The sequence below is a fragment of the Achromobacter sp. Root83 genome (genome assembly GCF_001428845.1).
Classification (GTDB): domain Bacteria; phylum Pseudomonadota; class Gammaproteobacteria; order Burkholderiales; family Burkholderiaceae_B; genus Achromobacter.
The window spans coordinates 180,226-204,006 of record NZ_LMIU01000009.1 but is presented as its reverse complement, the minus strand read 5'-3'; the positions used below and the strand labels follow the sequence as shown (position 1 = coordinate 204,006).

Genomic DNA, 23,781 nt, shown 5'->3' with positions numbered 1-23,781 from the left:
GTCCAGGTCTTCGTCGCTCCATTCGACGCCGTCGTTCTCGGCTTCGGCCTCTGCATACTCGGCCTCGGTGTATTCCTCTTCCAACGCAGGCTTGTTCGAATGCGTACCGGTCGTCATCGTGGAGGCTCTTATCTTGATGGGATTTAAGTTTTTTTGCGGCGAATACGGGCCCCGCCTCTGGCGTTCTCAACAACCGAAACGCGACACGAGGCGTTCCGGCCGCAGACGAGCAGGAAGAGGCGCAGGCCGCCGGTCAGGGCGGCCCCACTGCCTTGCTTGAATCGATCTTGCGGGCCAAGCCGGAGCGGCTCAGCCTTCCAGCGGCTTGCGCCAGTCGTCCGAGGCTTCCGTGCCCGCGATCGCGTGTGTCCAGGTGATCTTGCGGTAGGCCATGGCCACCTTGATCAACTGGGTGTAGTCCGMCTTGCTGGGGTCTTGCGCGTGCGGCAGGACGCTGGTGATGTCCACGATCGTGGCGTCTTCGAGTTCGGTCGTGAAGAAGTGTTCCTGCTTGCCGTCGATGCGCTGGTGATGTCCACGATCGTGGCGTCTTCGAGTTCGGTCGTGAAGAAGTGTTCCTGCTTGCCGTCGATGGACGTGCGGTACCACTTCACTTCCACCCTGGGCAGCATTTCGCCGGCCGCCAGGGCCTGGTACATCAAGGGCGTGGCCTTGTTGAGCGCGCTGGTGAAGGTGAACGGCTTGTGCACGCGCTGGCCGGAGGGCTGGCCGCTTTGCGGGTCGGTCGGGGTGTTGACGCGGTGCTCGATCTCCTGGACCAGGATCTGGTCTTCGTGGCCTTCCACGTAGACGTTGCCGACCGAGTCGGCGGTGAAGGCGCCCTGGGTGATGTTGCCCTGGGTTTTGCCGGTGATGCTGATGTAGGCGGGGGTAGGCATGACGGAACTCCGTTGTCGTCGTTAAGGCCCGTTCAGGGCCGGAATATCCCGAAAGCAGGGATACGGCGACATATGCAAAGTCCGTGCCAGTTTAGGAATCCAAAATAAAAGCGATAAGAATCAATCGACTAGGAAAGAGTCGAGCCCACGGCCGCTTGTTTGATGGGGCCACCGCGCCAAAAAACCCGGTTTTCAACGAAAAACCGGGCCAACTTTGACCCGGTTTTTTATAAGCCATTGATAACTAAGGAAACGGAGCGGGCCAAATTTGGCCCGGTCGGGTCAAATCTGGCCCGGTCGGGTCAAATCTGGCCCCCTCTATTTTTCAGAACAATGTCCTGCCGTCCAGCAGAGGCCACCCCGCATGCTTCGTTAACAACGCGCTATGCCGATCAGCGAAGATTCGTGGCCGCCGAAAAGAAAAATCCCTGCAAAGCGCAGTGCGCCTTGCAGGGATCGGGCTGATCGCATTACCGACCAGAACGCTGAGCGGGCATCCTACTTTCGGGATGCCGCTGATTTCACAGCGCCTTCTCTATTTGTCTCACTCCACCTCCTCGGCAACGCGCCCGAAAGCGCATCGCCGATTCAGTCCTTACGGGTACAGGCCGCGCACCTGGCGCGCCTGCAGGATGCGCGTGCAAGCCACGATGAACGCGGCGGTGCGCAGCGTCACCTTGTGTTCCTTCGCCACCTGCGACACAGCCGCGTAGGCTTCGCGCATCAGGCGTTCCAGGCGCTGGTTGATTTCCTCTTCGCTCCAGAAGAAGCTGGAGAAGTCCTGCACCCATTCAAAGTAGCTGACCGTCACGCCGCCGGCGTTGGCCAGCACGTCGGGCACCACATAGACGCCGTTTTCAGCCAGGATGTCGTCCGCTTCGGGGGTGGTCGGGCCGTTGGCGCCTTCCACCACGATCTTCGCGCGAACCTTGGCGGCGTTGTGCACCGTGATCTGGCTTTCGAGGGCTGCCGGGATCAGGAATTCGGTCTCGAGCGTCCAGAACTCGTTCTTGTCCAGCGCCTGGCCACCCGAGAAACCGCCCACGCCGCCGGTCTGCGACACGTGCGACAGCAGCTTGTGGACGTCCAGGCCCGCGGCGTTGTGCACCGTGCCGGTGTGATCCTGCGCGGCGATGACCTTGGCGCCGGCTTCGTGGAACAGGCGGGCGGCCGTGCCGCCCACGTTGCCAAAGCCCTGCACAACGACGCGCGCACCCGCCACGTCGATGTTCTGGTCGCGCGCGGCTTCGCAAGCCACCACGAACACGCCGCGGCCGGTGGCCTCGACGCGGCCCAGGCTGCCGCCCAGCGCGATCGGCTTGCCGGTCACCACGCCGGTGGCGGTGGCGCCTTCGTTCATGGAATAGGTGTCCATCATCCAGGCCATGGTCTGGGCGTTGGTGTTCACGTCAGGCGCGGGAATGTCCTTGGACGGTCCGATGATGACGCCGATTTCGCTCGTGTAGCGGCGCGTCATGCGCTCGAGTTCGGAGGCCGACAGCTTGCGCGGATCGACGCGCACGCCGCCCTTGGCGCCGCCGTACGGCAGGTTGACCGCGGCGTTCTTGACCGACATCCAGGCTGCCAGCGCCATCACTTCGGACAGCGTGACGTCCTGGTGAAAACGCACCCCACCTTTGCCGGGGCCGCGGGACACGTTGTGCTGCACACGGTAGCCCTCGAAGTGGGCGATGGTGCCGTTGTCCAGTTCGATCGGCACGTCGACGATCAGCGCGCGCTTCGGACGCTTCAACGTCTCGACCCACCGGCTCAGGGAGCCGAGATACGGGGTGACCCGGTCGACTTGTTGCAGGTAATTACCCCAGGGGCCGAGGTCATCGGCATTCAGATAAGACGGCAAGGCGTGGTTGGGCGTTTGAGACATGAGCATGCTCTCCTGACAAAGTTGCGCCATTTTATCCACGAAAATAAAAGCGTCCCCATTTCAAGTTGAAATATTTTAAATGGGGACATATTCGTGTTGCGGATACCGAACGAGTCGCGGGCCGGCCTTGAAGCTGCCCCTATCCTAAGCCTCGAACCTGGGCCCGTCCAGCCCGCGGTGGCGCCGGAATGCGGCCGCGCGCAGGCCCTCCCCCGTGCACCGGAGTCCCCCCGGTGAAGAACGCCAGGCGGCCGAACAATAAAAAAGGCGGCCTCCGCAGAGGACCGCCTTCGTCCCACAACTGCCGGCAAGGACCGTCAGGCCGACATGAGTTGCCATGCCAGGCGGGCCGCCGCGCGCGCGCCATGGCCGTCCACGTCCAGGCTCGGGTTGTACTCCGCCATGTCGGCCAGCCGCAGCTTGCCGCTGGCCTTGACCCGCAGGACGATTTCCTCGACCACCGCCAGCGGCACCCCATAAGGCGCGGGCGCCGATACACCAGGCATCACCGCCGCCGGCAGCACGTCCAGATCTATCGTCAGGTAGACGTGCCGCGCCCGGGCCAGCAAAGCGTCGACATTGGCCAGCCGCGCGTCCAGATGGCGCTCCTGCATGTCGCGGTCTTCAACCCAGACCGCGCCGACTTCGGCGGCGCGCGCGTACAGGGCGGGCGTATTGGCCAGCCGCGACACGCCCAGGCAGGCGTACTGCAGGGCCTGGCCGCGCGCTTCGCAATGGCGGGCAATCTGATCGAACGGCGTGCCCGAGCTGCCTGGCCGTCCGGTGCGCAAATCAAAATGGGCATCCAGGTTCAGCACCAGCACGGGGCTGGAGTCGCCGCGCGCCTCCAGCCAGCGCGCCAGCCCCTGGAAGCTGCCCCAGGCGATCTCATGCCCGCCGCCCAGCACCAGCGGCCGCGCGCCCTGATCCAACAGTTCGGCCACGCGCAGGCCCAGGCGCTCCTGGGCGTCTTCCAGCTGGTCGCCATCGCACGTGACGTCGCCCGCGTCCAGCAGGCGTGTCAGGCCATGCGCGGGCAGGCCCGCCATGTACTTGCGGATGCCCGCCGGACCCGCCGCGGCGCCCACCCGGCCTTGATTGCGGGCCACGCCGGCATCGCAGGCGAAGCCCAGCAGCACGGCCTCGCCTTTTTTCACCTGCGCGGCGGCCGGCTCGACGATATGCGCCAGCCGGCGCGTGTCGCCCTGCTCGGCGCTGTCGTCGCGCGCCTTCCAGAGGCTCATATCCAGATGCGCCGCGTTCATGCCGCCGCCCCCTGCCCCGCATTCAGGACAGCCTGCAGGAATTCGCGGGTACGGGGCTCGCGCGGCTGGCTGAAGATCACTTCCGGCGGCCCGGATTCCAGGATCACGCCGCCGTCCATCACGGCGACCACGTCGGCCACGTCGCGGGCGAAGCCCATTTCGTGCGTCACCACCATCATGGTCATTCCCTCGCGGGCCAGCAGCTTCATGACCTGCAGCACTTCGCCCACCAGTTCGGGATCCAGCGCCGAGGTCGGCTCGTCGAACAGCATGACCTTGGGCTGCATGGCCAGCGCGCGGGCGATGGCCACGCGCTGCTTCTGCCCGCCCGACAGGCTGGCCGGCATGGCCGACATTTTCTGGGACAGGCCAACCTTCTTCAGCAGGTCCGCGGCCAGGGCGTTGGCTTCGTCGCGGCCCATGCCGCGCAGCGTGCGCGGCCCGACGGTCACGTTGTCCAGCACCGTCAGGTGCGGGAACAGGTTGAACCCCTGGAACACCATCCCCACCTGCATGCGCAGCTGGTTCAGTTCCGCTTCGGGCAACAGCTTGCCATGGTCCAGCAAGGTCTGGCCGCAGATATCCACGGTGCCGGCTTGCGCCACTTCCAGGCCATTGCAGCAACGCAGCAAAGTGCTTTTGCCCGAGCCGCTGGGCCCGATCACAACCACCACCTGCGAAGGCAGCACGTCGAAATCGATCCCGCGCAGGACGGCGTGGTCACCGAAGGACTTGTGCAGGCCGCGGATGCGGATCATTTCTTGCGGGTTGTCCGCGGCATTCATTGCAGCGCTCATTGCACCATTCCCCCGGCGCGCAGGCGTTGCTCCACCTGGCGCAAAATCAACATCGTGGCCGTGGTCAGGATCAGATAGATCAGCGCCACCACCAGATAGGTCTCCAGCGAGCGATACGACACGCTGATGATCTTCTGCCCTTCGTGCATCAGATCGTGGATGGTCAGCAGCGACACCAGCGCCGAGTTCTTGATCAGCGCGATGAACTCGTTGCCCAGCGGCGGAATCATGCGCACCACTGCCTGCGGCAGGATGATGATGCGCATGGCCTGGCCCGAGGACATGCCCAGCGAACGCGCCGCCTCCGTCTGGCCGCGGTCCACGGACTGGATGGCGCCTCGGACGATTTCCGACACGTAGGCGCCCGAGTACATGCCCAGGCCCAGAACCCCGCAGGCGAATGCCGGAAGGGTCACGCCAAAGTGGGGCAAGCCGAAGAACCAGATGAACAGTTGCACCAGCAAGGGCGTGCCGCGAAACAGCAGCAAATACGTGCTGCACAGACCGTAGACGACCTGCCGGCGCGGATTGAGCCGGCCCACGCCGACCAGGAGCCCGATGACGCACGCCAGCAGCAAGGCGCCGGCGGTCACCTCGATGGTGACCAGCGCGCCGCCCAACAGCGCGTCGAAGTCGGCGAAGACGGGAGAAAAGTCCAGGTTCATTTCTTGGGCGCCTCGAACCACTTGTTCACGATGGCCTGATAGCTGCCGTCGGCCTTCAGCTTTTGCAGCGCGGCGTTCAGATCGCGCGTCAGCTCGGGCTTGTTCTTGGGCACGGCGATGCCGTAGTCCTCGGTCGTCACCTGGTCGTTCAGCACGGTCAAGCCCGTGGTGTTCTGCGCAAACAGCTTGGCGGCGGGCTTGCCCGTCACCGCGGCGTCGGCGCGGCCGATCTGCACCAGGTTGAACATCTCCTGGTTCTTTTCAACCTCTACGCGCTGCACCGCCGGGAAGTGGTCCTTCAGGTAGTTCACCGACTTCGTGCCCACCTGCACCGAGACCTTGCGGCCGTCCAGGTCCTTCAGGGTCTTGATGGGACCATCCGCCTTGGTCAGCACCACCAGGCCACCCGCGTAGTAGGGGTCGGTGAAATCCACGACCTTGCTGCGCTCGGGCGTGATGTAGATGGCGGACACGGCGATGTCCGCGCGGCCGGCCTGCAAGGCGGGGATGAGTCCCTTGAAGTCGATGTCGATCCATTCGACCTTCTTGCCCATCGCGCCGGCCAGGGCTTCGACCAGTTCGATGTCGAATCCGGTGCGCTTGCCGTCCTTCACGAACTCCATCGGCGGGAAGGTGGCGTCGGTGACGGCGCGGATGGTTTCCTGGGCGTGCGCGGCGCCGGCGGCCCAGGCCAGGCTCAAGGTCAGGGCGGCGGTCAGCAGTGTGCGGCGAGTGGTCATGGTGAGTCCTATGGATGTGGATACGGCGATGAGTACGGCGATCGGTGCGGCTAGGAACGGGCTAAAAGGTGAAGCGTGCAATTCGGCAATTCGGTATGCGTCGGAACATGGCCGTCAGTGGGCTTTCAATCGGTCCGAGATGCGGCGGGCGGCCGCCACGGTCATCTCGATCAGCGCGTCCGGACGCTGCAAGGCCCGCGTGGACGGCGCCATCAGGGTGATCGACCCGACCGCCTGGTTGGCGCGCTGGAAGACGGGAACGCTGACTCCCCAGACGCCGGCATCGACTTCGCTGTCGGTCACGGCATATCCCTGGGCGCGGATGGCTTCCAGTTCGTCGGCCAGCCGCGCGCCGTCCACCCCCGCCTCGGCGGCCAGATAGGCCAGCGCGGCCTGCTGCCGGGCAAGCGGCATGAAGGCCAGCAGGGACTTGGCCGATGCGCCGCGCGCCAGGGGCAGTCCGCGGCCCTTGGTGAACGAACAACGCAGCGGGTGCTGGCTTTCCACCATGTCCAGACAGACCGCCTGATCCTTGACCGCCACGAGCAGGCCGATGGTTTCGCCGGAGGCCGCCGCCAGCGCCGCCATGTCGGGCTGCGCTTCGTGGATCAGGAAAGACGACTGGTCAAAGCCCCAGGCCAGTTGCACGCAGAGCGGCCCCGGCCCGTACTCACCTTCGTGTTCGGCGACGAAGCCCCAGCGCTTGAGCAGCGCGACCTGCCGGTACAGCGTGCTTTGCGCCAGGCCGGTCTTCTCGGCAAGCGCGGCAATGCTGAGCGGGCCGTCGTGCCGGGCCAAGGTGGCCAGCACATACAGGACACGATCCGCGCCCGCCCCTACCGACATATCGGACATAACAATTCAACTCCCGGCAATATGGCGGCAAGATTATCAATTTATGGTTTTGAGCCTTCAAAATTTTCCCACTCACTGAGAATTACAAGGGAAAACCCCGTAATCCAGGCGTAAAAAAACCCGCCAGTGGCGGGTTTCGAGCCGGGCGGAATCCGCCGCGAGCGGCAGGTTACGGCGCCGCGGGCTTGTCGTAATTGGACAGGCCCACACCCGACACGCCCTGCACGCCGGACTTGTCGGCCGGCGCCTTGGCCGCCGCACCCGACGCACCCTGGGGCTCGGCAGGCGCGGCGGGCACGGCCGCGGCCTTCTCCTGCACGCCCCCCTGCGCCGCCGCGCGGCGCTTGCGCTTGGCGTCCTCTTGCTGGGCAATCATGGTTTTCAGCTCCGCCGCCAGCGACTCGGATTTGCCGGTGGCCGCCCAATCCGATGCGTCCTGGCCCTTGGTGTCCTGGGTCGTCACATCGGCGCCCGACTTGATCAACAGGTCCACCATGGGCTGGCGGCCCGACAGGGCCGCCATCATCAAGGGCGTCTCGCCATTGGGCGCCGGCGCATTGACCATGGCCTTGTTCGCCAGCAACAGGCGGGCCATCTCCAGTTGGCCCTTGGACGCGGCATAGTGCAGCGGCGTCCAGCCCAGGCGATTGACCTTGGCGCCGCGCGCGATGAGCTTCTTGGCGCGTTCGGTCTGTCCGGCGATCGCCAGGTACATCAGCGGGGTTTCGCCCGCCGGGTTCTCGGCATTCACGTCGGTGCGCTTGTCCGCCGCCAGCACGTCGAACACCTTCCACGCGCCGTCCACCACGGCCCGCATGATGGCCGGCTGGCCGTTCTTGTACCGCACATTGGGATCGGAGCCCTGCGCCAGCAGGCTCTTGATGTCATTGGGGTAGTCGTTGGCGACGTAGACCCACCAGTCGGCGGAATTGGCGGCCTGGGCGGCCGGCGCGGCCAGCCCCAAGGCCAGCGCCAGCAGGCTCCCGCGGCAGCACGACAGGAAGGCGTTTTGGGCAGATGCGCGACGGTTGGCCATGGGAATCCTCGAAATATTTAATAAATCAGATTAATTTACTTCTTTATCTTATTGAAAAGATTGAAGAAATTATCGGTAGAGGCACGCGCAACCTCGGCGGCGGATATGCCCCGGAGTTCCGCGATCTTCTCGGCCACGTGGATCACCTTGGACGGATCGTTGAGCTTGCCGCGGTACGGCACGGGGGCCAGATAAGGCGAGTCGGTTTCGATCAGCAGGCGGTCCAGCGGCACCTTGGCGGCCACCTCGTGCACGATCTGCGCGTTCTTGAACGTCACGATGCCAGACAGCGAAATATAGAAATTCTGGTCCAGCGCGGCCTGCGCGACTTCCCAGGTTTCGGTGAAGCAGTGCATGACCCCGCCGGCCTCGGCCGCCTTCTCCTCGCGCAGCATGCGCACCGTGTCCTCGGCGGACGAACGCGTGTGGACGATGAGCGGCAGGCCGGCGTCGCGCGCCGCGCGGATATGGCGGCGAAAACGCTCGCGCTGCCAGTCCAACGGTTCGGACAAACGGTAGTAGTCCAGGCCGGTCTCGCCGATGGCGACGACTTTCGGGTGCTGGGCCAAACGCACCAGCTCTCCGGGCGTCGGATCCGGCGTGTCCTCGTAGTCGGGATGCACGCCCACCGAGGCCCAGAGCGTGGGCTGCGGCTCGACCAGCGACATCAGCCCCGGCCATTCCGGCATGTTGACGCTGACCACCAGCGCGTGGGTGACCTGATTGGCCGCCATGCGGTCAAGAATGGCAGGCAGATCGGCCGCCAGTTCCGGGAAATTCAAATGACAGTGGGAATCGACGTACATGGTGAGTCTGGGTGAGCTTACGCCTGGCAGGATAGCACCACGCGTTGCAGCGTGGCGTGGGCGAACAGCTTGGCGTTCAAGGGGTGCGTGGCCAGTGCGCGCTGGCGCGTCAGCCAGCGCGCGGCCTCTGCCACGCGGGCGGTGTTCATGCGGGCGGCCACCTGCGCCACGCCCGCCGAGAGCGCCGGAAAGTACCGCACGGGCGCGCCGGCGCTGGCCAGCATCAGATCCGTATACAGCCTTTGCAGCGCATCGATCCATTCGGCGGCGGCAACCTTTTCCAGGGACTCGGCCAGCGTGCCCACATCGGGCGCCTGGCCCTTGGCCAGGGGTCCGATCAATTGGGTCAGCCATGGCGGACAAGCGGTTTCGCCGGATTGCGCCAGACGCAGCGCGGCCAGCGGCGCGCCGCCGGCCGCGGCCAGCCATTCGCGCGCGGGCTCCACGTTCTGGTCGCGCAGCCACTGCAGCGCGGTATCCGCATCCGGGGCTGGCAGCGGCAGGCGGCGGCAGCGCGATACCAGGGTCGGCAACAGCCGGTCCGGCGCGTCCGCCACCAGCAGGAAAACCGTGTGGGGAGGCGGCTCCTCCAGCACCTTCAGCAAGGCGTTGGAAGACACCACATTCAGCGCATGGGCCGGATACAGCAGCGCCACGCGCCAGCCGCCGCGGTGCGTCGCGGTGTTGAACCACGACTCCAGCGAACGGATCTGATCGATGCGGATTTCCTTGGACGGCGCCCGCTTGGCGGTGCCGGACGCCGGCTCGGCGTCTTCGGCCTGTTCGGCCGCATCGGCGCCCTCTTCCACGGCCACGGCCTCGGGGCGGATGCGGCGCAGGTCGGGATGGTTGCCGCTGGCAAACCACGCACAGGCCGCGCAGTGGCCGCAGGCCAGGCCGTTTTCAGGCGTCTCGCACAGCAGGCTGGCCGCCGCGGCTATCGCGAAGTCCAGCTTGCCGATGCCGGCCAGCCCATGCACCAGCCAGGCATGCGCAAAGCGGTCGCGATTGCCCAGCCAGGCGTGCGCGGTCTCCATCTGCCAGGGCAGGAACTGGGGTGCGCTCATGCCGGAACAGCCAGCAACTCGCGCAGCCCGGCTTCGAGTTCGGTACGGATCTGGTCGATGGACCGCGTGGAATCCACGATATGGATGCGGCCCGGATCGGCCTTGGCACGGGCGTGATAGGCCTGGCGGGTGCGTTCGAAAAACGCCGCGCCTTCGCGCTCGAAGCGGTCCGGCTCGCGGGCATCGGCCAGACGCGCCCGCGCCACTTCCAGCGGCACATCGAACAGCCAGGTGCGGTCGGGACGCCCGGCGCGCATCCAGTCTTCCAGGACGGCCACGCGCTCGGCGCCCAATTCCCGTCCGCCGCCCTGATACGCGTAGGTGGCGTCGGTGTAGCGGTCGCAGACCACCCAGGCGCCGCGCTGGAGCGCGGGTTCGATCACCTGGCGGGCGTGTTCGCAGCGGGCCGCGAACATCAGCAGGGTCTCGGTGTCCAGGCCCATGGGGTCGGCCAACAGCAGCACTCGCAGCTTTTCGCCCAGCGGCGTGCCGCCGGGCTCGCGGGTTGAGACGACTTCAAGCCCTTGCGCGCGCAGAAAATCGGCGATCCAGGCGGTATGCGTGCTCTTGCCCGCGCCGTCCACGCCCTCGAGCGTGATGAAGCGTCCGCGTGCGGTCATTGATCTTGTCCTTGTGCTGGTTCGGGTTGCGGTTCCGGGGCCGGGTCCGGGATCGAGGCGGGGGGCCCAGCCGGCGCGGCCGGCGCCGGAGCTGGCGCCGGCGCCGTGGCGGGACTGGAACGCCCAAGGATATAGCGCGAAACGTTGCGATTGTGCTCGGACAGGTTGACCGAGAATTCACTGGTGCCGTTGCCGCGGGAGACGAAAAAGAGGTACTTGTGCTGCTCGGGCTGTACCGCCGCCAGTAGCGCGGCGCGGCCGGCGGCCGCGATCGGTGTGGGCGGCAGGCCCGGGCGCGTGTACGTATTCCACGGAGTGTCCGTCTGCAGATCGCGCTTGCGGATGCGGCCCTGGTAGGCATCGCCCATGCCGTAGATCACGGTGGGATCCGTCTGCAGCAGCATGCCGATCTTCAGCCGGTTGGCGAACACGCCCGAAACACGGCGGCGGTCCGGCCCATGGCCGGTTTCCTTTTCAATGATGGATGCCAGCACCAGCGCTTCATAGGGCGTGGCCACGGCCAGGTCGGACTGGCGCTTGGCCCAGGTGTCGTTGAGGATGCGCTGGCCCTCCTGGTAGGCGCGGCGCAGCAGGTCGTAATCGGTGCTGCCCGGCGTGAAGACATAGGTATCCGGAAAAAACAGCCCCTCGGGATGCTTGACGTCCGACCCCAGGCGCTCCATCAGGGCTTCATCGTCGATGTCGCCCAGCGTCTGCTTGACGTCGGGATTCTCGCGCAGCGCCTGGCGGATCTGGCGGAACGTCCAGCCCTCCAGAAAGGTGATCTGGCGCTGCGTCATGTCGCCGCGCGCCATCCGCTGCAGCAGCAGCCAGGGCGTATCGCCGTTGATCGCCTGATAGCCGCCCGCCTTCATCAGCTTGTCCTGCTCGGACAGGCGCGCCATCCAGACGAAACCCGGTTCCCAGATGGGCACCCCGGCCGCATTCAGCGCACGCGCGACCGTGCGCGGACTGCTGCCCGGGTCCACTACAAAGTCGATCTTGTCGGCCGGCAGTTGCAGGGGCCGGTGCATCCAGGTCCAGGCGGCGCCCACCGCGGCGGCGGCGGCCAGCACGATGAGCAGGAGAGGCCATAAAACGAAATATCGGAGTCGCTTCTTCATAAGTCCTGGAAGTTTAATGGATCGGGCGGCCTTCCCGGTCCACAACAGGGGCCGGAACGCGCGGCACGCCCCTTCGCGTGTCGGGGGCATGGTCTTTCCGGCGGAGGAACGCGGCTATCATCAACACTTTGATGACGCGATAACCCCGCCGCCATGCACGCCTTTTATTCTTCGATCCCCGTCCGCGCCGAAGGTTGCGCGCAATGCGCGCCGCTGGAAGATCTTCTGGTCTTCACCGCCGCCGGCGCCGATGCCCTGAGCTTTCTGCACGGCCAACTCACGCAGGACGTCACGGGCCTGACGCCCGATGCCGCCCGCCTGGCCGGCTACTGCACCGCCAAGGGCCGGCTGCTGGCCACGCTGGTGATGTGGCGCGGCGCCACCGCCGACGCCGACGACGCCCCGCAGTTCTACGGACTGGTCCGCCAGGACTTGTCCCAGGCCCTGCTCAAGCGCCTGTCGATGTTCGTGCTGCGCGCCAAGGTCAAGCTGGCCGCCGCGCCGCTCCATGTGGCCGGCGTTCAGGCCGCGCCGGAACAGGCCGCCGCGCTCGAAGCCCTGTCCGGCGCCCTGCCCCGCAGCCCATGGCAGCGCGTGGATCTGCCGTCCGGCACCTGGATCGCCGCGCCGTCGGCCGACACGCGCCTGCGCTGGTGGTGGATCGCGTCCGACGCGCAACTGGAACAATCCGCCGCCCTGGTCCCGGCGCTCGGCCTGGCGCCCGCCGAACACTGGCACGCGGCCGATCTGGCCGCGGGCATTCCCTGGATTTCCTCGGCCACGCAGGACGTCTTCATCCCGCAGACCGTCAATCTGGACCTGATCCAGGGCGTCAGCTTCACCAAGGGCTGCTATCCCGGCCAGGAAGTCGTGGCCCGCAGCCACTATCGCGGCACCGTCAAGCGGCGCATGGCGTTCGGCACGGTTGCCGGATCCAGCCTGCAGGACGCGGCGCTCGCCGGCGTGGATGTGTTCGACGCGGCGCAGCCTGGGGAGCCCATCGGCCGCGTGGTGCAGGCCGCCAGCGACCAGGGCATCGTGTCGGTGCTGTTCGAAACCACGCTGGCCGCGCTGCCGGACGGCGATCTGCGCCTTAGTTCCGCCGACGGCCCGCGCATCGCCGCCGCGCCGCTGCCCTACTCGATCACCCCGTAAGGCCAGGCGCCCGGTCCTAGACCGCCACACCGAACAGCGCGCCGACGCCCGCCGTCACCGCCATTGCGGCCGCCCCCAGCACCGTCACGCGTAGCGCGGCGGGCAGCTTGGGCGCGCCGCCGGCCTTCGCGGCCATCGCGCCCAAGGCCGCCAGGCAGATCACGGACCCGCCGATCACCCAGCCGATAAGTTGCGGCACGGGCGCCGTCGCCGCCACGGCCAGTGGCACCGCGGCGCCTCCGGCGAACGACGCGGCCGATGCCAGCGCCGCCTGCACAGGCTGGGCACGGTTGTGGATGGAGATGCCGAGTTCATCGCGCGCATGTGCGTCAAGCGCGTCGTGGCTCGTCAGTTGGCGCGCGACCTGCGCCGCCAGATCGCGCGTCAGCCCGCGGGCCACATAGATATCGATCAGCTCTGCCAGCTCTTCACGGGAATTGCGCTTGAGCGAGCGCTGCTCCAGCCGCAGATCGGCGGCTTCGGTGTCGGCCTGGGACCGCACCGATACGTATTCTCCGGCCGCCATCGACAGCGCGCCCGCCACCAGGCCCGCCACGCCGGACGTCAGGATGGCGCCGTGAGAGGCCTGGGCCGCCGCGACCCCGGTGATCAGGCTGGCCGTGGACACGATGCCGTCGTTTGCGCCCAGCACCGCGGCGCGCAGCCAGTTGCTGCGAAAAATTCGATGATGTTCTTTTGCAGGCATTGCCGGAAATCCATGCGACGCGCGAGAAGCGCGTGGCCCGCCCGGCCAGCCGGCCGGACGCGCCACGCGCGGAATTCATCGCGGCGTCACGCGCACCGCGGTAAGCAAGCCTATCACGCACAGCGTCGCCTGCTCGCCATCGTACGCATGCATCTCGACCTGACAGACCGACAGGCGCTTGCCCGGCTTGACCACGCGGCCGCTGGCGACGAAACGGTCGCCCTTGGCGGGCGCCAGGAAGTTCATCTTGAACTCCGAGGTCAACACGTCCTCGCCCGGCCCGAACAGCGTGAACGCGGCGTAGCCGCCCGCGCTGTCGGCGATCGTGGTGGAAATGCCTGCATGCAGGAATCCGTTCTGCTGGCACAGGTCTGCCCGGTACGGCAGGACGATGTCCACCCGGCCCGGCTCCACCACGTCCAGGTCCGCGCCCAGCAGGGCCATGATGCTCTGCTGGCCGAAACTGGCCCTGACCCGCCCGGCGGGGTCCGTGGACGGCTGGTGTTCCGCCATGTCAGTCCTGCTCGCGCTTGACCAGGTTGACGATGCTGGAGAAATCCAGCTTGCCGGATCCGCCCGAGCTGTGCAGCGAATACAGATTGCGCGCCAGTTCGCCCAGCGGAATCGACGCGCGCGCCGACAGGGCCGCCTCGGCCGCCAGGCCCAGGTCCTTGAGCATCAGGTCCACGCCGAAACCGCCCGCGTAGCCCTTGGAGGCCGGCGCATGGTCCATCACGCCCGGCCAGGGGTTGTAGAGTTCGGTGGCCCAGTTGCGCCCCGAGCTCTTGGCGATGATGTCCGACAGCACCTTGGGATCCAGGCCGTTGGCCACGCCCAGCGCCAGCGCCTCGGAGGTGCCCGCCATCAGGATGCCAAGCAGCATGTTGTTGCAGATCTTGGCCACCTGGCCGGCGCCCGCCGGACCCGCGTGGAAAATGTTCTTGCCCATCTTCTCCAGCACGGCGCGGGCGCGTTCCAGCGCGGGAGCCGTGCCACCCACGATGAAGGTCAGCGTTCCCGCTGCCGCCCCGCCGGTGCCGCCCGAGACGGGCGCGTCGATCATGGCGATGCCGCGCACCTCGGCAGCCTGGGCCACCTTGCGCGCCGAGTCCGGCGCGATGGTGCTGCATTCGATGACCAGCGCGCTGGACGGGATCTTGCCCAGCAGGTCTTGATCCAGGTACAGGCCTTCCACGTGCTTGCTGGCCGGCAGCATGGAAATCACCACCTCGGCGCCCTTGACCGCTTCGGCGGCGGACGCCGCCGCCGTGGCGCCGGCGTCGGTCAGTTGCTTGACGGCCGCGGGCACGAGGTCGAAGACCTTCAGGCTGTGGCCAGCCTTGACCAGATTCAATGCCATGGGCGCGCCCATGTTGCCCAAACCGATAAACGCGATGCTGCTCATGATGTCTTGTCTCCTGTTGCTATTGCTGTAGGTATGGATCCATCGTGACCTGCGTGGCGGGGAGCGGCTGGCCCGCGGGCCAGCCGGCCGGTCAGCGCCCTTCCTGGCCCAGGTCGGCCAGCGGATGCGGCTCGCCCTCTGGCCACGGTTCTTCAAAGAACTTCTGCACCCAGGCGTCCGTCGCCATGTCGATGACGGCGGGATTCCAGCGCGGCGTCTTGTCCTTGTCGATCAGCAGCGCGCGGATGCCCTCGGCGAAATCGCCGTGCGCCGTGCAGGCCAGCGCCGCAACGTATTCGGCGCGGAACACGTCGTCCAGCGAACGCAGGCGCGTGCGCTGCTGCAACGCGAAGGCCAGGCGCACCGAGCCAGGCGAACCCGCCAGCATCGTATTTGCCGCCCGCGCCAGCCAGGGATCTTCGTGGCCCTTCAACAGCGCCAGTTCCTCGAAGATCTCGTCCAGCCGGTTGCCGTTGCACAGATTGTTGATCAGGAACGAATGCTGGCGCAGCGGGCCCGGGTCCAGCGGCGTGCGCGGCTCCAGCGCCGTCAGCGCGCGGCGCAGCAGGCCGTCATTGATGGAGCGCGGAGGAATGGCGCCATCGGCCGCGCCCGTGGCCTGGCCGGCCCAGGGCTGCTCTTGCAGCGAGGCCAGCAGCGCCGGCCAGTCGGCATGGTTCAGGCGGAAGTCCGCCAGGCCCGCGAAGAATGCGTCGGCGGTGTTCAGTTGCGCGCCCGTCAGCGCCAGGAACACGCCGCTGCGGCCCGGCATGCGGTTCAGCAGCCAACTGCCCCCGACGTCCGGGAACAGGCCGATGGAGACTTCGGGCATGGCCAGGCGCGAACTTTCGCTGACGACGCGATGGCTGGCGCCCATCATCAATCCGATGCCGCCGCCCATGACGATGCCGTGGCCCCAGCACAGCACGGGCTTCGGATAGGTGTGGATGCGATAGTCCAGCCTGTATTCGTGCTCGAAGAAGCGGCGCGCGTAAGCGTTGCTCCAGCCGGGCCTGCCCGCGTTTTCGGTCATGCTGCGGTACAGGCCGTGCAGGTCGCCCCCCGCGCAGAACGCCTTTTCGCCGGCGCCCTGCAGCACCACCAGGGCAACGCCCGGGTCGCGGGCCCAGGCGTCCAGGCGGTCCGCCAACAGGTCCACCATTTCCAGCGACAGGCCGTTCAGGGTCTGCGGCGCGTTCAGCGTCGCGATCCCGAAGCGCATTCCATTGGCGGCGGATCTTTCTTCGAACAACACCGGTGCATTCATCTTATGTCGGCTCCTTTTTCCAACAATTGGCGGGCAATGATCACGCGCATGATCTCGTTGGTGCCCTCCAGAATCTGATGAACGCGAGTATCGCGCACCAGACGCTCCAAGGGATAGTCTTTCAGGTAACCGTAGCCGCCATGAATCTGTTGCGCATCCAGGCAGATCTGGAAGCCCATGTCGGTGGCGAAGCGTTTGGCCATCGCGCAGTAGGTCGCCGCATCCGCCGCGCCGGCATCCAGCTTGCATGCCGCCAGGCGGACCATCTGGCGTGCCGCGACCAGATGCGTGGCCATGTCCGCCAGCTTGAACTGCAGCGCCTGGAACTCCGCCAGCCGGCGGTTGAACTGGCGGCGTTCGTCCATGTAGCGGCGGGCGGCGTCCAGCGCGCCCTGCGCCGCGCCCACCGAGCAGGTGCCGATATTGATGCGGCCGCCGTCCAGGCCTTTCATGGCGATCTTGAATCCCTCGCCTTCCTCGCCCAGCCGGTTGGCGGCCGGCACGCGGACATTTTCGAAGGTGATGGGGCGTGTGGACTGGCTGTTCCAGCCCATCTTTTCTTCCTTGCGCCCGTACCCGATGCCCTCGCTGTCCGCGGGAATGGCGAACGCGCTGATGCCGCCCGCGCCTTCGCCGCCCGTGCGCGCCATGACCACCAGCAGGTCCGTGTCGCCGCCACCGGAGATGAAGGCCTTGGCGCCATTGACGACATACTCATCGCCCTGGCGCTGCGCCCGCGTGGACAGGGATGCGGCGTCGGAGCCCGCGCCCGGCTCCGTCAGGCAGTAGGACGCCAGCTTCTCGCCGCTGGCCAGCAATGGGCCCCAGGCATCGCGCAGTCCGGGCTGGCCCCACTTCCCGACCATCCAGGTGGCCATGTTGTGAATCGTCAGGAACGCCGTGGTGGACGGATCCACCGCCGCCATTTCCTCGAACACCAGCGTGGCGTCCAGGCGCGGCAGTCCCAGGCCGCCGATATCCTCGCTGGCGTAGATGGCGCAAAAGCCCATTTCGCCCGCCCGGGCGAACGCCTCGCGCGGAAAAATGCCCTCGGCGTCCCAGCGCGCGGCGTGGGGGGCCAGCTCGCCCTCGGCATAGTCGCGCGCGGCCTGCGCGAACGCGCGCTGCTCGTCGGTCAGTTCCAAGTCCACAGCCTGTCTCCTGTTGTATTGAGTATTGTCTGTTGGCGTTGCTGCCGTCTCGTGAACGCCAGCGCGTCGATTTTGACATGACGTTGACGTAAACGTAAGCGGGAACCCGGCTTTATGTTACGCCGGAAGCGGCGGCGCGCTTTGTCTTATTGATGACAATGTAGGGGGCTGGCCGGAGCGGCCCGCCGGGGGCCTGTGCGGCGTTCCCGAGACGGCCCGCGCGCCGTGCCGGCCGTCTTCGGGAACGGCCAGGCGCCTGTTCAGGCTACAGCAGGCCGGCGGGGCGCACCCTGCCGTTTCTGGCCGTCTTGGCGCGACGGTGCTCCGCGCGGCGGCGGCGCGATTCCTTGGGATCGAAGCTCAGGCCGCGGTAGATTTCCACGCGGTCGCCCTCGGCCAAGCGGGCGCCCGGGTCGGTGGCGCGGCCAAAGATGCCCACTCCCCGTTCCCAGGGCTGAACGACCGGGAAGGCCTTTGCAAAGCCGCTGGCCGCCAGCGCGTCCTGGACGGTGGCGCCGTCGGGCAAGCGCAGTTCGCGCAGCCACACGTGTCCAGGCAAGGCGTAGCAGACGATGACGCCGATCTGCCCCGCCCCGGACGGCTCATTCGCCATACTTGGCCTGCGCGCGCTTGGTGAAGGAATCGATGAAGCTGGTGGCGATGCGATTGAAGACCGGCCCCACCACCATTTCCAGCGCACGGTTGGAAAACGCGTATTCCATGGTGAACAGCACCTTGCAGGCGTCTTCGGCCAGGGGCTGGAACACCCAATGGCCCACCAGGCTGGAAAACGGGCCATCCACCAGTTCCAGGTCGATCCTGTCGGGATAGACGTGCGTATTGCGCGTGGTGAAGCGCTGCTTCATCCCCGCAAAACTGATCAGAATGGAAGCCTGCATGCCGTGTTCGTTGCGGGTCTGCACCTCGGCGCCGCCACACCACGGCATGAACTCGGGGTACTTCTCCACGTCGGCAACCAGGTCGAACATCTGGGCGGCGCTGTAAGGCACCAGGACGGATCGTTGTACTTTGTGCATCGACTATCGCAAATGGCTAGAATGGCAAGATTTTACCGGCACAGCACGGCCTGCACCTAACCGCAGGCAAAAGCATCGGATTCGAAGCCAAGTCTGGGAAAAGAAACCCGGAAGAAACCCGGAAGAAACCCGGAAGAAGCCGGGAAGAAGCCGGGAAGCCCCCGGGGAAGCCCCCTAGAAGAACTCCGCCCCGGATCCCTGCCAGGACGCCCAAGCAAAAAGGCTTTATGAGCATTATCGACAATCGCAAGGCCACGCACGACTATTTCATCGAAGACCGCTACGAGGCTGGCCTTGTCCTGCAAGGCTGGGAAGTCAAGGCGATCCGCGATGGCCGCGTGCAGCTCAAGGAAAGTTACGTCATCGTGCGCGATGGCGAACTGTACCTGTTGGGCATGCATGTCAGCCCCCTGCCCACGGCCTCCACCCATATCCACCCCGACGCCATGCGCACGCGCAAGCTGCTGCTCAAGGCCGAGGAAATCAGCAAGCTCATCGGCAAGGTCGAGCAGCGCGGCTACACGCTGGTGCCGCTCAACCTGCACTACAAGAACGGGCGCATCAAGCTCGACTTCGCGCTGGGCCGCGGCAAGAAGCTGTTCGACAAGCGCGACACCGCCCGCGAAAAGGACTGGGCGCGCGAAAAAGAACGCATCATGAAGCACGACACCCGCGCGCCCCGCAAGGACAAGGACGATTGATTCACGCGGCCACGGGCAACAGCGGGCGCTCGGCTTCCTGGCCAGGGCCCATCACGCGGTTGCGCCCGGCCGACTTGGCCGCGTACAGCTTGCGGTCGGCCCGCTCGAAGAACACCTGCAGATTCTCGCCGGGCACCCAGTCCTCCACCCCAGCGCTGAACGTATAAGAGATCGTGCTGCCGCCGTGCGCGCAAGGCGTGCGCCGCACCGAATCCAGCAGCCGGTCCGCCACTTCCAGCACCGCATCGCTGCGCATGTCGGCGAACAGCACGCCGAACTCCTCGCCCCCCACCCGCCCCACATGGTCGCCCGTGCGCAGGATCGCCGTGGCCAGCAGGCCGAAGTGGCGCAGCACCGCATCGCCGGCCGCATGGCCGTGCGTATCGTTGATGCGCTTGAAATGGTCGATGTCCAGCAGCAATAGCGTCAGCGGACGCCGCATGCGCAGCGCCTGGGCGCAATACTTCTCGGCCTGCATCCACCACGCCTTGCGCGACATCAGGCCCGTCAGGAAGTCGGTGTTGGCTTCCTGTTCCCGGTCGGCCAGCATGCGGTCATGGATGATCATGATGGTGCCGAGCGTCAGGCATGGCATGACCAGCACGCCCAGCGTCAGGAAGGTGACATTCCACGCCGTGGGTTCCAGGAAGGCCTGGGTGACGGCCAGGTCCATCATGTACACGCCCGCGCGGACCGCGCACACGACGGCCGACAGCATCGCCACTATCCACACGAACCGGTAGCTGTAGCGCGACCGGTGCGCGGGCATGTTGCGCTGGACCGTGACGGCCACGCTCAGCATGAAGCCCATCTGCAGCAGCGACATCGCCACGATGCGCGGCCCGACCCGCCAATCCAGATAGGTGTAGATCACCAGCGCCGACAGCGCCACCAGACAGCCCAGCACCATCAGATGGCGCGGCACGGCCAGGCCCAGCAGCCGGCGCACACCCGAGTAGTACGCGCACAGCGCCAGGGCGATGGCCGCGTTCGGCACCAGCACCGACAGCCACAGCGGCGCATGCGTGTTCTGCAGCGCAAAAGCGGAAAACGCCAACAGCGTGAGCAAGTTGGCGCGTATGGCTTCGCGTATCCCCGCCATCCCGCTGCGCGCCAGGGATCCCAGAACGCACAGGGAAAGCACCCCCGCCAGCGCTGCTATCAGAAGCAAATTAACGGGAGCGATCATGGGCTGGGGCGCCGTGGGGCGCGGTATCAGGTGTTGCGCGTGGACTTCACAATGGTCATGGCGGAGGCGATCATGCCGCCCACGTCGGCCAGGTTGGCCGGCAGGATCAGCGTGTTGCCTTCCTTGGCCACGTTGCCGAACGCCTCGACGTAGCGCTCCGCCACTTTCAGGTTCACCGCTTCCATGCCGCCCGGCTGGCGAACCGCGTCGGCCACCTGCGTGATGGCCTTGGCAGTGGCTTCGGCGATCGCCAGCACCGCGGCGGCCTCGCCCTGCGCCTGGTTGATCTGCGCCTGCTTCTCGCCTTCGGAACGGGCGATCGCGGCTTCGCGTTCGCCGGTGGCGATGTTGATCTGTTCCTGGCGGCGGCCTTCGGACGCGGCGATCAGCGCGCGCTTCTCGCGTTCAGCCGTGATCTGCGCCTGCATCGAACGCAGGATTTCGTTCGGCGGGGTCAAGTCCTTGATCTCGTAGCGCAGCACCTTCACGCCCCAGTTCAGCGCCGCCTCGTCCAGCGACGAGACGATGTTGCTGTTGATGGAGTCGCGCTCTTCGAAGGTGCGGTCCAGTTCCATCTTGCCGATGACCGAACGCAGGGTGGTCTGGGCAAGCTGGGTGATCGCGGAGATGTAGTTCGACGAACCGTAAGAGGCGCGCATCGGGTCCGTGACCTGGAAGTACAGCACGCCGTCCACCTGCAATTGCGTGTTGTCGCGCGTGATGCAGACCTGGCTGGGCACGTCCAGCGGAATTTCCTTGAGCGAGTGCTTATACGAGATGCGCTCGATGAAAGGAATGACGAACCCGGCGCCGGGCGACAGGACGCGGTCGAACTTGCCCAGCCGCTCGACCACCCAGGCATGCTGCTGGGGGACGATGGCGATCGCCCTGATGACGATCAGGATCGCCAGCGCAACGATGACGAGCAGGACGATAGTGGAAGTATCGATCATGATGTAAAGCCTCTTTTCGGATGAATGCGCTGGCGGTATCTGCCGTGCCGGCCAGGACGCCAACGGCTGCCCGCGCCTGGGCGCGAGCCGGTTCTGCTATGCCGAGCCGGACGGGCCCTTGGGGGCCAGCACCAGGATCGAGCCGCGCACTTCGGTAATGATGTGTTCGCCGGCCTGGGGCGGATGCCCCGCCGCCAGCTCGGCCTGCCAATGGGCGCCCCGGTACCAGACGCGCGCCGTGCCGCTTTCGGACCAGGCCTCGACCGGGACGGTCTGGCCGATGTCCAGGATGACGTCGGCGTTGCGGGCCGAATTGACCTCGCGCTTTTTCAGGACGCGGGTCTTGCGCAGCACCAGCAGCCCCAGCAGCAATACCACGCCGCAGGCCACCAGTTCCCATTGCAGGCCCGCGCTGAACCAGGCGGCGATGCCGCCCGCGGCCAATCCCAGGGCGACCAGCAGCAAATAGAAGGTTCCCGTCGTCAGTTCCCCGATGAGGGCCAGCGCGGCCAATCCCAGCCATATCCACATAGTGTTCAGATCGCCTGTAAGGATGAGTCTTTGAGCGGATTGTACGTATTTCCGGGACGGAACGGGTAAAGCCAATCGCATCATGAACAATGGCGCTGCATTATGATGTGCCTTGGCGCACGCGATCCGCTGGACCGCCGCGCCGTCTCTTCAACGCACACGCCCCCATGACCGCCGCAACTTCTTCTGCTCTTCCCGTCCTGATCCTGCACACCGGCGATCCGGACGACATGCTCAAAAGCCAGTTCGGCGGTTATGCCGAACAACTCGTGCAAGCGGCCGGGCTGCCCACGGATGACGTCGAAATCGTGTCCGTCCATGAAGGCCAGCGCCCGCAGGCGCCCGCCCGGTACCGCGCCGCCTTGATCACCGGTTCGCCCGCGATGGTCTCCGACAAGGAGCCGTGGAGCGAAAACACCGCCGCCTGGCTGCGCGAAGCCGCCGCCGCCGAGCTGCCCATGTTCGGCGTTTGCTATGGCCACCAGTTGCTGGCGCACGCGCTGGGCGGTACGGTCGGCTACAACCCGGCCGGACGCGAAGTGGGCACCCAGACCGTCGAATTGCTGCCGGCCGCCGCCGGCGACAAGATGCTGGCCGGCGTGCCACCCACCTTCCCCGCCCAGATGCTGCACGCGCAGACGGTGCTGCAGCCGCCGCCCGGCGCGGCGGTGCTGGCGCGCTCGGACCTGGACGAACACCAGATGATCCGGATCGGCCGCAATGTGTTCTCCACCCAATTCCATCCGGAATTCGGGCCGGACTTCATCCGCGCCCACCTGGAACGCTTTGGCCGCCGCTATGCCGCCGAAAACCTCGATATGCCCGGCCTGGCTGCGAACGTGCGCGCCACGCCGGTGGCGGGCGGTCTGCTGCGCCGCTTTCTAGAGGCCTACGCCCCGGGCGCCTGACACCCAACCCGACGCCCCGCGGTTGCGCGCCCGGTGCCGGACGCGGCGCAACAAGCGGAGTGCGGCACCAGCGAAACACTGAGACGATATGGCCAAGCGTATCCCATCACGCGCAAGTCAGGAGTCCTCTATGAATCCCGCCGCCGCCGCCCCCGTGAGCAATCAGCACGCAGCCGCCATCGAACGCGCCTGCCGCGCGCTCGAAGCCGAACAGCCGCCCGACCTGGCCACGCTGGCCGAACAGGCCGGCATGAGCCGCTTTCATTTCCACCGGGTCTTCAAGGCCGCCACGGGCATCACCCCAAAGGCCTACGCCAACGCCCTGCGCGCCAGCCGGGCGCGGCTACAGCTCAAGCAAAGCGCCAGCGTCACCGACGCCATGTACGACGCCGGTTTCAACTCCAGCGGACGCTTCTACGAAGCGGCGCCCGCCATCCTGGGCATGACGCCCACCGCCTTTCGCAAGAACGGCGAAGGCGTGGACATCCGCTTCGCGGTGGCCCAATGTTCCCTCGGCGCATTGCTGGTGGCCGCCAGCGAGACCGGCATCTGCGAGATCGCCCTGGACGAAGATCCGGACCAGCTCGTCAAGAACCTCCAGGACCGCTTCAAGGCCGCCCGCCTGATCGGCGCCGATCCCGGCTTCGAAAGCTGGGTGGCCGCCGTGGTCGGCTTCGTGGAAGATCCTTCCCGTGGCTTGGACCTGCCGCTGGACGTGCGCGGAACGGCCTTCCAGCGCAAAGTCTGGGAAGCGCTGTGCGAGATTCCCCTGGGCGCCACCGCCACCTATGCCGAAGTGGCCGAGCGCATCGGGTCGCCCAGGGCCGTGCGCGCCGTCGCCCGCGCCTGCGCCACCAACAACATCGCCCTGGCCATTCCCTGCCACCGCGTGGTGCGCACCGACGGCTCGCTGGCCGGATACCGCTGGGGCATCGACCGCAAGCGCGAGCTCATCGCCCGGGAAGCGCAGGCGGCGTGACGCCCTCGCCCTGATTCCGCCGGGAGCGGCACGCTCCCCT

The 23,781-nt window shown here is 66.6% G+C and carries 27 protein-coding genes; 4 read left to right on the top strand and 23 right to left on the bottom strand.

Features of this window, described 5'->3' with window-relative positions; genetic code table 11:
* Positions 1 to 309 precede the first annotated feature (309 nt).
* The 13 genes from ASE30_RS29800 to mltG all read right to left on the bottom strand — a co-directional run bounded on the left by ASE30_RS29800 (position 310) and on the right by mltG (position 11,759).
* Complete coding sequence (locus ASE30_RS29800) at positions 310 to 468, bottom strand: hypothetical protein (protein WP_162259917.1); 159 nt, start codon at positions 466 to 468, stop codon at positions 310 to 312.
* On the bottom strand, positions 405 to 899 hold the full coding sequence (locus ASE30_RS11905) for an Hcp family type VI secretion system effector (protein ID WP_156407615.1): 495 nt from the start codon (positions 897 to 899) through the stop codon (positions 405 to 407). The genes ASE30_RS29800 and ASE30_RS11905 overlap by 64 nt, the downstream gene beginning before the upstream one ends.
* A gap of 595 nt (positions 900 to 1,494) precedes the next feature.
* Positions 1,495 to 2,784, bottom strand: a complete 1,290-nt coding sequence (locus ASE30_RS11900; protein ID WP_057284510.1) for a Glu/Leu/Phe/Val dehydrogenase — start codon at positions 2,782 to 2,784, stop codon at positions 1,495 to 1,497.
* A gap of 317 nt (positions 2,785 to 3,101) precedes the next feature.
* On the bottom strand, positions 3,102 to 4,049 hold the full coding sequence (gene hutG, locus ASE30_RS11895; RefSeq protein WP_057284509.1) for a formimidoylglutamase: 948 nt from the start codon (positions 4,047 to 4,049) through the stop codon (positions 3,102 to 3,104).
* On the bottom strand, positions 4,046 to 4,834 hold the full coding sequence (locus ASE30_RS11890; protein ID WP_057284508.1) for an amino acid ABC transporter ATP-binding protein: 789 nt from the start codon (positions 4,832 to 4,834) through the stop codon (positions 4,046 to 4,048). The genes hutG and ASE30_RS11890 overlap by 4 nt, the downstream gene beginning before the upstream one ends.
* Before the next feature lie 8 nt (positions 4,835 to 4,842).
* Positions 4,843 to 5,511: an amino acid ABC transporter permease gene (locus ASE30_RS11885; RefSeq protein ID WP_057284507.1), complete on the bottom strand. Its 669-nt coding sequence runs from the start codon at positions 5,509 to 5,511 to the stop codon at positions 4,843 to 4,845.
* Positions 5,508 to 6,251, bottom strand: a complete 744-nt coding sequence (locus tag ASE30_RS11880) for a transporter substrate-binding domain-containing protein (protein ID WP_057284506.1) — start codon at positions 6,249 to 6,251, stop codon at positions 5,508 to 5,510. Before ASE30_RS11880 ends, ASE30_RS11885 begins: the two co-directional genes overlap by 4 nt.
* 114 nt (positions 6,252 to 6,365) lie before the next feature.
* The gene (locus tag ASE30_RS11875) at positions 6,366 to 7,106 is read right to left on the bottom strand and encodes an IclR family transcriptional regulator (protein ID WP_057284505.1); all 741 of its coding nucleotides are present in this window, start codon (positions 7,104 to 7,106) and stop codon (positions 6,366 to 6,368) included.
* Positions 7,107 to 7,275: 169 nt separating this feature from the next.
* Positions 7,276 to 8,142, bottom strand: a complete 867-nt coding sequence (locus ASE30_RS11870) for an ankyrin repeat domain-containing protein (RefSeq protein ID WP_057284504.1) — start codon at positions 8,140 to 8,142, stop codon at positions 7,276 to 7,278.
* A 35-nt stretch (positions 8,143 to 8,177) separates the two neighbouring features.
* The gene (locus ASE30_RS11865; RefSeq protein ID WP_057284503.1) at positions 8,178 to 8,948 is read right to left on the bottom strand and encodes a TatD family hydrolase; all 771 of its coding nucleotides are present in this window, start codon (positions 8,946 to 8,948) and stop codon (positions 8,178 to 8,180) included.
* Positions 8,949 to 8,965: 17 nt separating this feature from the next.
* Positions 8,966 to 10,015 carry a DNA polymerase III subunit delta' gene (gene holB, locus ASE30_RS11860; protein WP_057284502.1) on the bottom strand — a complete coding sequence of 350 codons (1,050 nt, stop codon included), beginning with the start codon at positions 10,013 to 10,015 and terminating at the stop codon, positions 8,966 to 8,968.
* Complete coding sequence (gene tmk / locus ASE30_RS11855; protein ID WP_057284501.1) at positions 10,012 to 10,635, bottom strand: dTMP kinase; 624 nt, start codon at positions 10,633 to 10,635, stop codon at positions 10,012 to 10,014. The genes holB and tmk overlap by 4 nt, the downstream gene beginning before the upstream one ends.
* Positions 10,632 to 11,759 (bottom strand): endolytic transglycosylase MltG, encoded by a 1,128-nt coding sequence (mltG, locus tag ASE30_RS11850; RefSeq protein ID WP_057284500.1) that lies wholly within the window; start codon positions 11,757 to 11,759, stop codon positions 10,632 to 10,634. The genes tmk and mltG overlap by 4 nt, the downstream gene beginning before the upstream one ends.
* Positions 11,760 to 11,912: 153 nt before the next feature.
* Between mltG and ASE30_RS11845 the strand changes: the two genes are divergently transcribed.
* Positions 11,913 to 12,914: a folate-binding protein YgfZ gene (locus ASE30_RS11845; RefSeq protein ID WP_057284499.1), complete on the top strand. Its 1,002-nt coding sequence runs from the start codon at positions 11,913 to 11,915 to the stop codon at positions 12,912 to 12,914.
* Positions 12,915 to 12,930: 16 nt separating this feature from the next.
* Here ASE30_RS11845 and ASE30_RS11840 read toward each other — a convergent pair whose 3' ends face one another.
* The 7 genes from ASE30_RS11840 to ASE30_RS11810 all read right to left on the bottom strand — a co-directional run bounded on the left by ASE30_RS11840 (position 12,931) and on the right by ASE30_RS11810 (position 18,480).
* Positions 12,931 to 13,620 carry a VIT family protein gene (locus tag ASE30_RS11840; protein WP_057284498.1) on the bottom strand — a complete coding sequence of 230 codons (690 nt, stop codon included), beginning with the start codon at positions 13,618 to 13,620 and terminating at the stop codon, positions 12,931 to 12,933.
* Between the two features lie 75 nt (positions 13,621 to 13,695).
* Positions 13,696 to 14,133, bottom strand: coding sequence for a PaaI family thioesterase (locus ASE30_RS11835; RefSeq protein ID WP_057284497.1), 438 nt, complete (start codon positions 14,131 to 14,133; stop codon positions 13,696 to 13,698).
* A 1-nt stretch (position 14,134) separates the two neighbouring features.
* Positions 14,135 to 15,025 carry a 3-hydroxyisobutyrate dehydrogenase gene (gene mmsB, locus ASE30_RS11830; protein ID WP_057284496.1) on the bottom strand — a complete coding sequence of 297 codons (891 nt, stop codon included), beginning with the start codon at positions 15,023 to 15,025 and terminating at the stop codon, positions 14,135 to 14,137.
* A 91-nt stretch (positions 15,026 to 15,116) separates the two neighbouring features.
* Positions 15,117 to 16,292 carry an enoyl-CoA hydratase/isomerase family protein gene (locus ASE30_RS11825; protein WP_057284495.1) on the bottom strand — a complete coding sequence of 392 codons (1,176 nt, stop codon included), beginning with the start codon at positions 16,290 to 16,292 and terminating at the stop codon, positions 15,117 to 15,119.
* Complete coding sequence (locus tag ASE30_RS11820; protein WP_057284494.1) at positions 16,289 to 17,443, bottom strand: acyl-CoA dehydrogenase family protein; 1,155 nt, start codon at positions 17,441 to 17,443, stop codon at positions 16,289 to 16,291. The genes ASE30_RS11825 and ASE30_RS11820 overlap by 4 nt, the downstream gene beginning before the upstream one ends.
* A 265-nt stretch (positions 17,444 to 17,708) precedes the next feature.
* Complete coding sequence (locus ASE30_RS11815) at positions 17,709 to 18,056, bottom strand: RnfH family protein (RefSeq protein WP_057284493.1); 348 nt, start codon at positions 18,054 to 18,056, stop codon at positions 17,709 to 17,711.
* Entirely contained in the window at positions 18,046 to 18,480 is a 435-nt protein-coding gene (locus ASE30_RS11810; protein ID WP_057284492.1) for a type II toxin-antitoxin system RatA family toxin, read from the bottom strand. Before ASE30_RS11810 ends, ASE30_RS11815 begins: the two co-directional genes overlap by 11 nt.
* Before the next feature lie 194 nt (positions 18,481 to 18,674).
* Between ASE30_RS11810 and smpB the strand changes: the two genes are divergently transcribed.
* A complete protein-coding gene (gene smpB, locus ASE30_RS11805) occupies positions 18,675 to 19,181 on the top strand; it encodes an SsrA-binding protein SmpB (RefSeq protein WP_255366958.1) in 507 nt (168 codons plus the stop codon).
* Between the two features lies 1 nt (position 19,182).
* Here the strand turns inward: smpB and ASE30_RS11800 are convergent, their stop codons facing one another.
* The 3 genes from ASE30_RS11800 to ASE30_RS11790 all read right to left on the bottom strand — a co-directional run bounded on the left by ASE30_RS11800 (position 19,183) and on the right by ASE30_RS11790 (position 21,854).
* Positions 19,183 to 20,370 carry a diguanylate cyclase gene (locus ASE30_RS11800; RefSeq protein WP_057284490.1) on the bottom strand — a complete coding sequence of 396 codons (1,188 nt, stop codon included), beginning with the start codon at positions 20,368 to 20,370 and terminating at the stop codon, positions 19,183 to 19,185.
* Between the two features lie 26 nt (positions 20,371 to 20,396).
* Positions 20,397 to 21,323, bottom strand: a complete 927-nt coding sequence (locus ASE30_RS11795) for an SPFH domain-containing protein (RefSeq protein WP_057284489.1) — start codon at positions 21,321 to 21,323, stop codon at positions 20,397 to 20,399.
* A 96-nt stretch (positions 21,324 to 21,419) separates the two neighbouring features.
* Positions 21,420 to 21,854, bottom strand: coding sequence for an NfeD family protein (locus ASE30_RS11790; protein ID WP_057284488.1), 435 nt, complete (start codon positions 21,852 to 21,854; stop codon positions 21,420 to 21,422).
* Positions 21,855 to 22,021: 167 nt separating this feature from the next.
* Between ASE30_RS11790 and ASE30_RS11785 the strand changes: the two genes are divergently transcribed.
* The gene (locus ASE30_RS11785; RefSeq protein ID WP_057284525.1) at positions 22,022 to 22,762 is read left to right on the top strand and encodes a glutamine amidotransferase; all 741 of its coding nucleotides are present in this window, start codon (positions 22,022 to 22,024) and stop codon (positions 22,760 to 22,762) included.
* Positions 22,763 to 22,892: 130 nt separating this feature from the next.
* Positions 22,893 to 23,741: a bifunctional transcriptional activator/DNA repair enzyme AdaA gene (locus ASE30_RS11780; RefSeq protein WP_057284487.1), complete on the top strand. Its 849-nt coding sequence runs from the start codon at positions 22,893 to 22,895 to the stop codon at positions 23,739 to 23,741.
* The last annotated feature ends 40 nt before the right edge of the window (positions 23,742 to 23,781 follow it).

Coding starts and splice junctions, on each gene's coding strand:
- ASE30_RS11900 (WP_057284510.1), bottom strand. CDS start 2,784: ATGTCTCAAACGCCCAACCACGCCTTGCCGTCTTATCTGAATGCCGAT.
- hutG (WP_057284509.1), bottom strand. CDS start 4,049: ATGAACGCGGCGCATCTGGATATGAGCCTCTGGAAGGCGCGCGACGAC.
- ASE30_RS11890 (WP_057284508.1), bottom strand. CDS start 4,834: ATGAATGCCGCGGACAACCCGCAAGAAATGATCCGCATCCGCGGCCTG.
- ASE30_RS11885 (WP_057284507.1), bottom strand. CDS start 5,511: ATGAACCTGGACTTTTCTCCCGTCTTCGCCGACTTCGACGCGCTGTTG.
- ASE30_RS11880 (WP_057284506.1), bottom strand. CDS start 6,251: ATGACCACTCGCCGCACACTGCTGACCGCCGCCCTGACCTTGAGCCTG.
- ASE30_RS11875 (WP_057284505.1), bottom strand. CDS start 7,106: ATGTCCGATATGTCGGTAGGGGCGGGCGCGGATCGTGTCCTGTATGTG.
- ASE30_RS11870 (WP_057284504.1), bottom strand. CDS start 8,142: ATGGCCAACCGTCGCGCATCTGCCCAAAACGCCTTCCTGTCGTGCTGC.
- ASE30_RS11865 (WP_057284503.1), bottom strand. CDS start 8,948: ATGTACGTCGATTCCCACTGTCATTTGAATTTCCCGGAACTGGCGGCC.
- holB (WP_057284502.1), bottom strand. CDS start 10,015: ATGAGCGCACCCCAGTTCCTGCCCTGGCAGATGGAGACCGCGCACGCC.
- tmk (WP_057284501.1), bottom strand. CDS start 10,635: ATGACCGCACGCGGACGCTTCATCACGCTCGAGGGCGTGGACGGCGCG.
- mltG (WP_057284500.1), bottom strand. CDS start 11,759: ATGAAGAAGCGACTCCGATATTTCGTTTTATGGCCTCTCCTGCTCATC.
- ASE30_RS11845 (WP_057284499.1), top strand. CDS start 11,913: ATGCACGCCTTTTATTCTTCGATCCCCGTCCGCGCCGAAGGTTGCGCG.
- ASE30_RS11840 (WP_057284498.1), bottom strand. CDS start 13,620: ATGCCTGCAAAAGAACATCATCGAATTTTTCGCAGCAACTGGCTGCGC.
- ASE30_RS11835 (WP_057284497.1), bottom strand. CDS start 14,133: ATGGCGGAACACCAGCCGTCCACGGACCCCGCCGGGCGGGTCAGGGCC.
- mmsB (WP_057284496.1), bottom strand. CDS start 15,025: ATGAGCAGCATCGCGTTTATCGGTTTGGGCAACATGGGCGCGCCCATG.
- ASE30_RS11825 (WP_057284495.1), bottom strand. CDS start 16,292: ATGAATGCACCGGTGTTGTTCGAAGAAAGATCCGCCGCCAATGGAATG.
- ASE30_RS11815 (WP_057284493.1), bottom strand. CDS start 18,056: ATGGCGAATGAGCCGTCCGGGGCGGGGCAGATCGGCGTCATCGTCTGC.
- ASE30_RS11810 (WP_057284492.1), bottom strand. CDS start 18,480: ATGCACAAAGTACAACGATCCGTCCTGGTGCCTTACAGCGCCGCCCAG.
- ASE30_RS11800 (WP_057284490.1), bottom strand. CDS start 20,370: ATGATCGCTCCCGTTAATTTGCTTCTGATAGCAGCGCTGGCGGGGGTG.
- ASE30_RS11795 (WP_057284489.1), bottom strand. CDS start 21,323: ATGATCGATACTTCCACTATCGTCCTGCTCGTCATCGTTGCGCTGGCG.
- ASE30_RS11790 (WP_057284488.1), bottom strand. CDS start 21,854: ATGTGGATATGGCTGGGATTGGCCGCGCTGGCCCTCATCGGGGAACTG.
- ASE30_RS11785 (WP_057284525.1), top strand. CDS start 22,022: ATGACCGCCGCAACTTCTTCTGCTCTTCCCGTCCTGATCCTGCACACC.
- ASE30_RS11780 (WP_057284487.1), top strand. CDS start 22,893: ATGAATCCCGCCGCCGCCGCCCCCGTGAGCAATCAGCACGCAGCCGCC.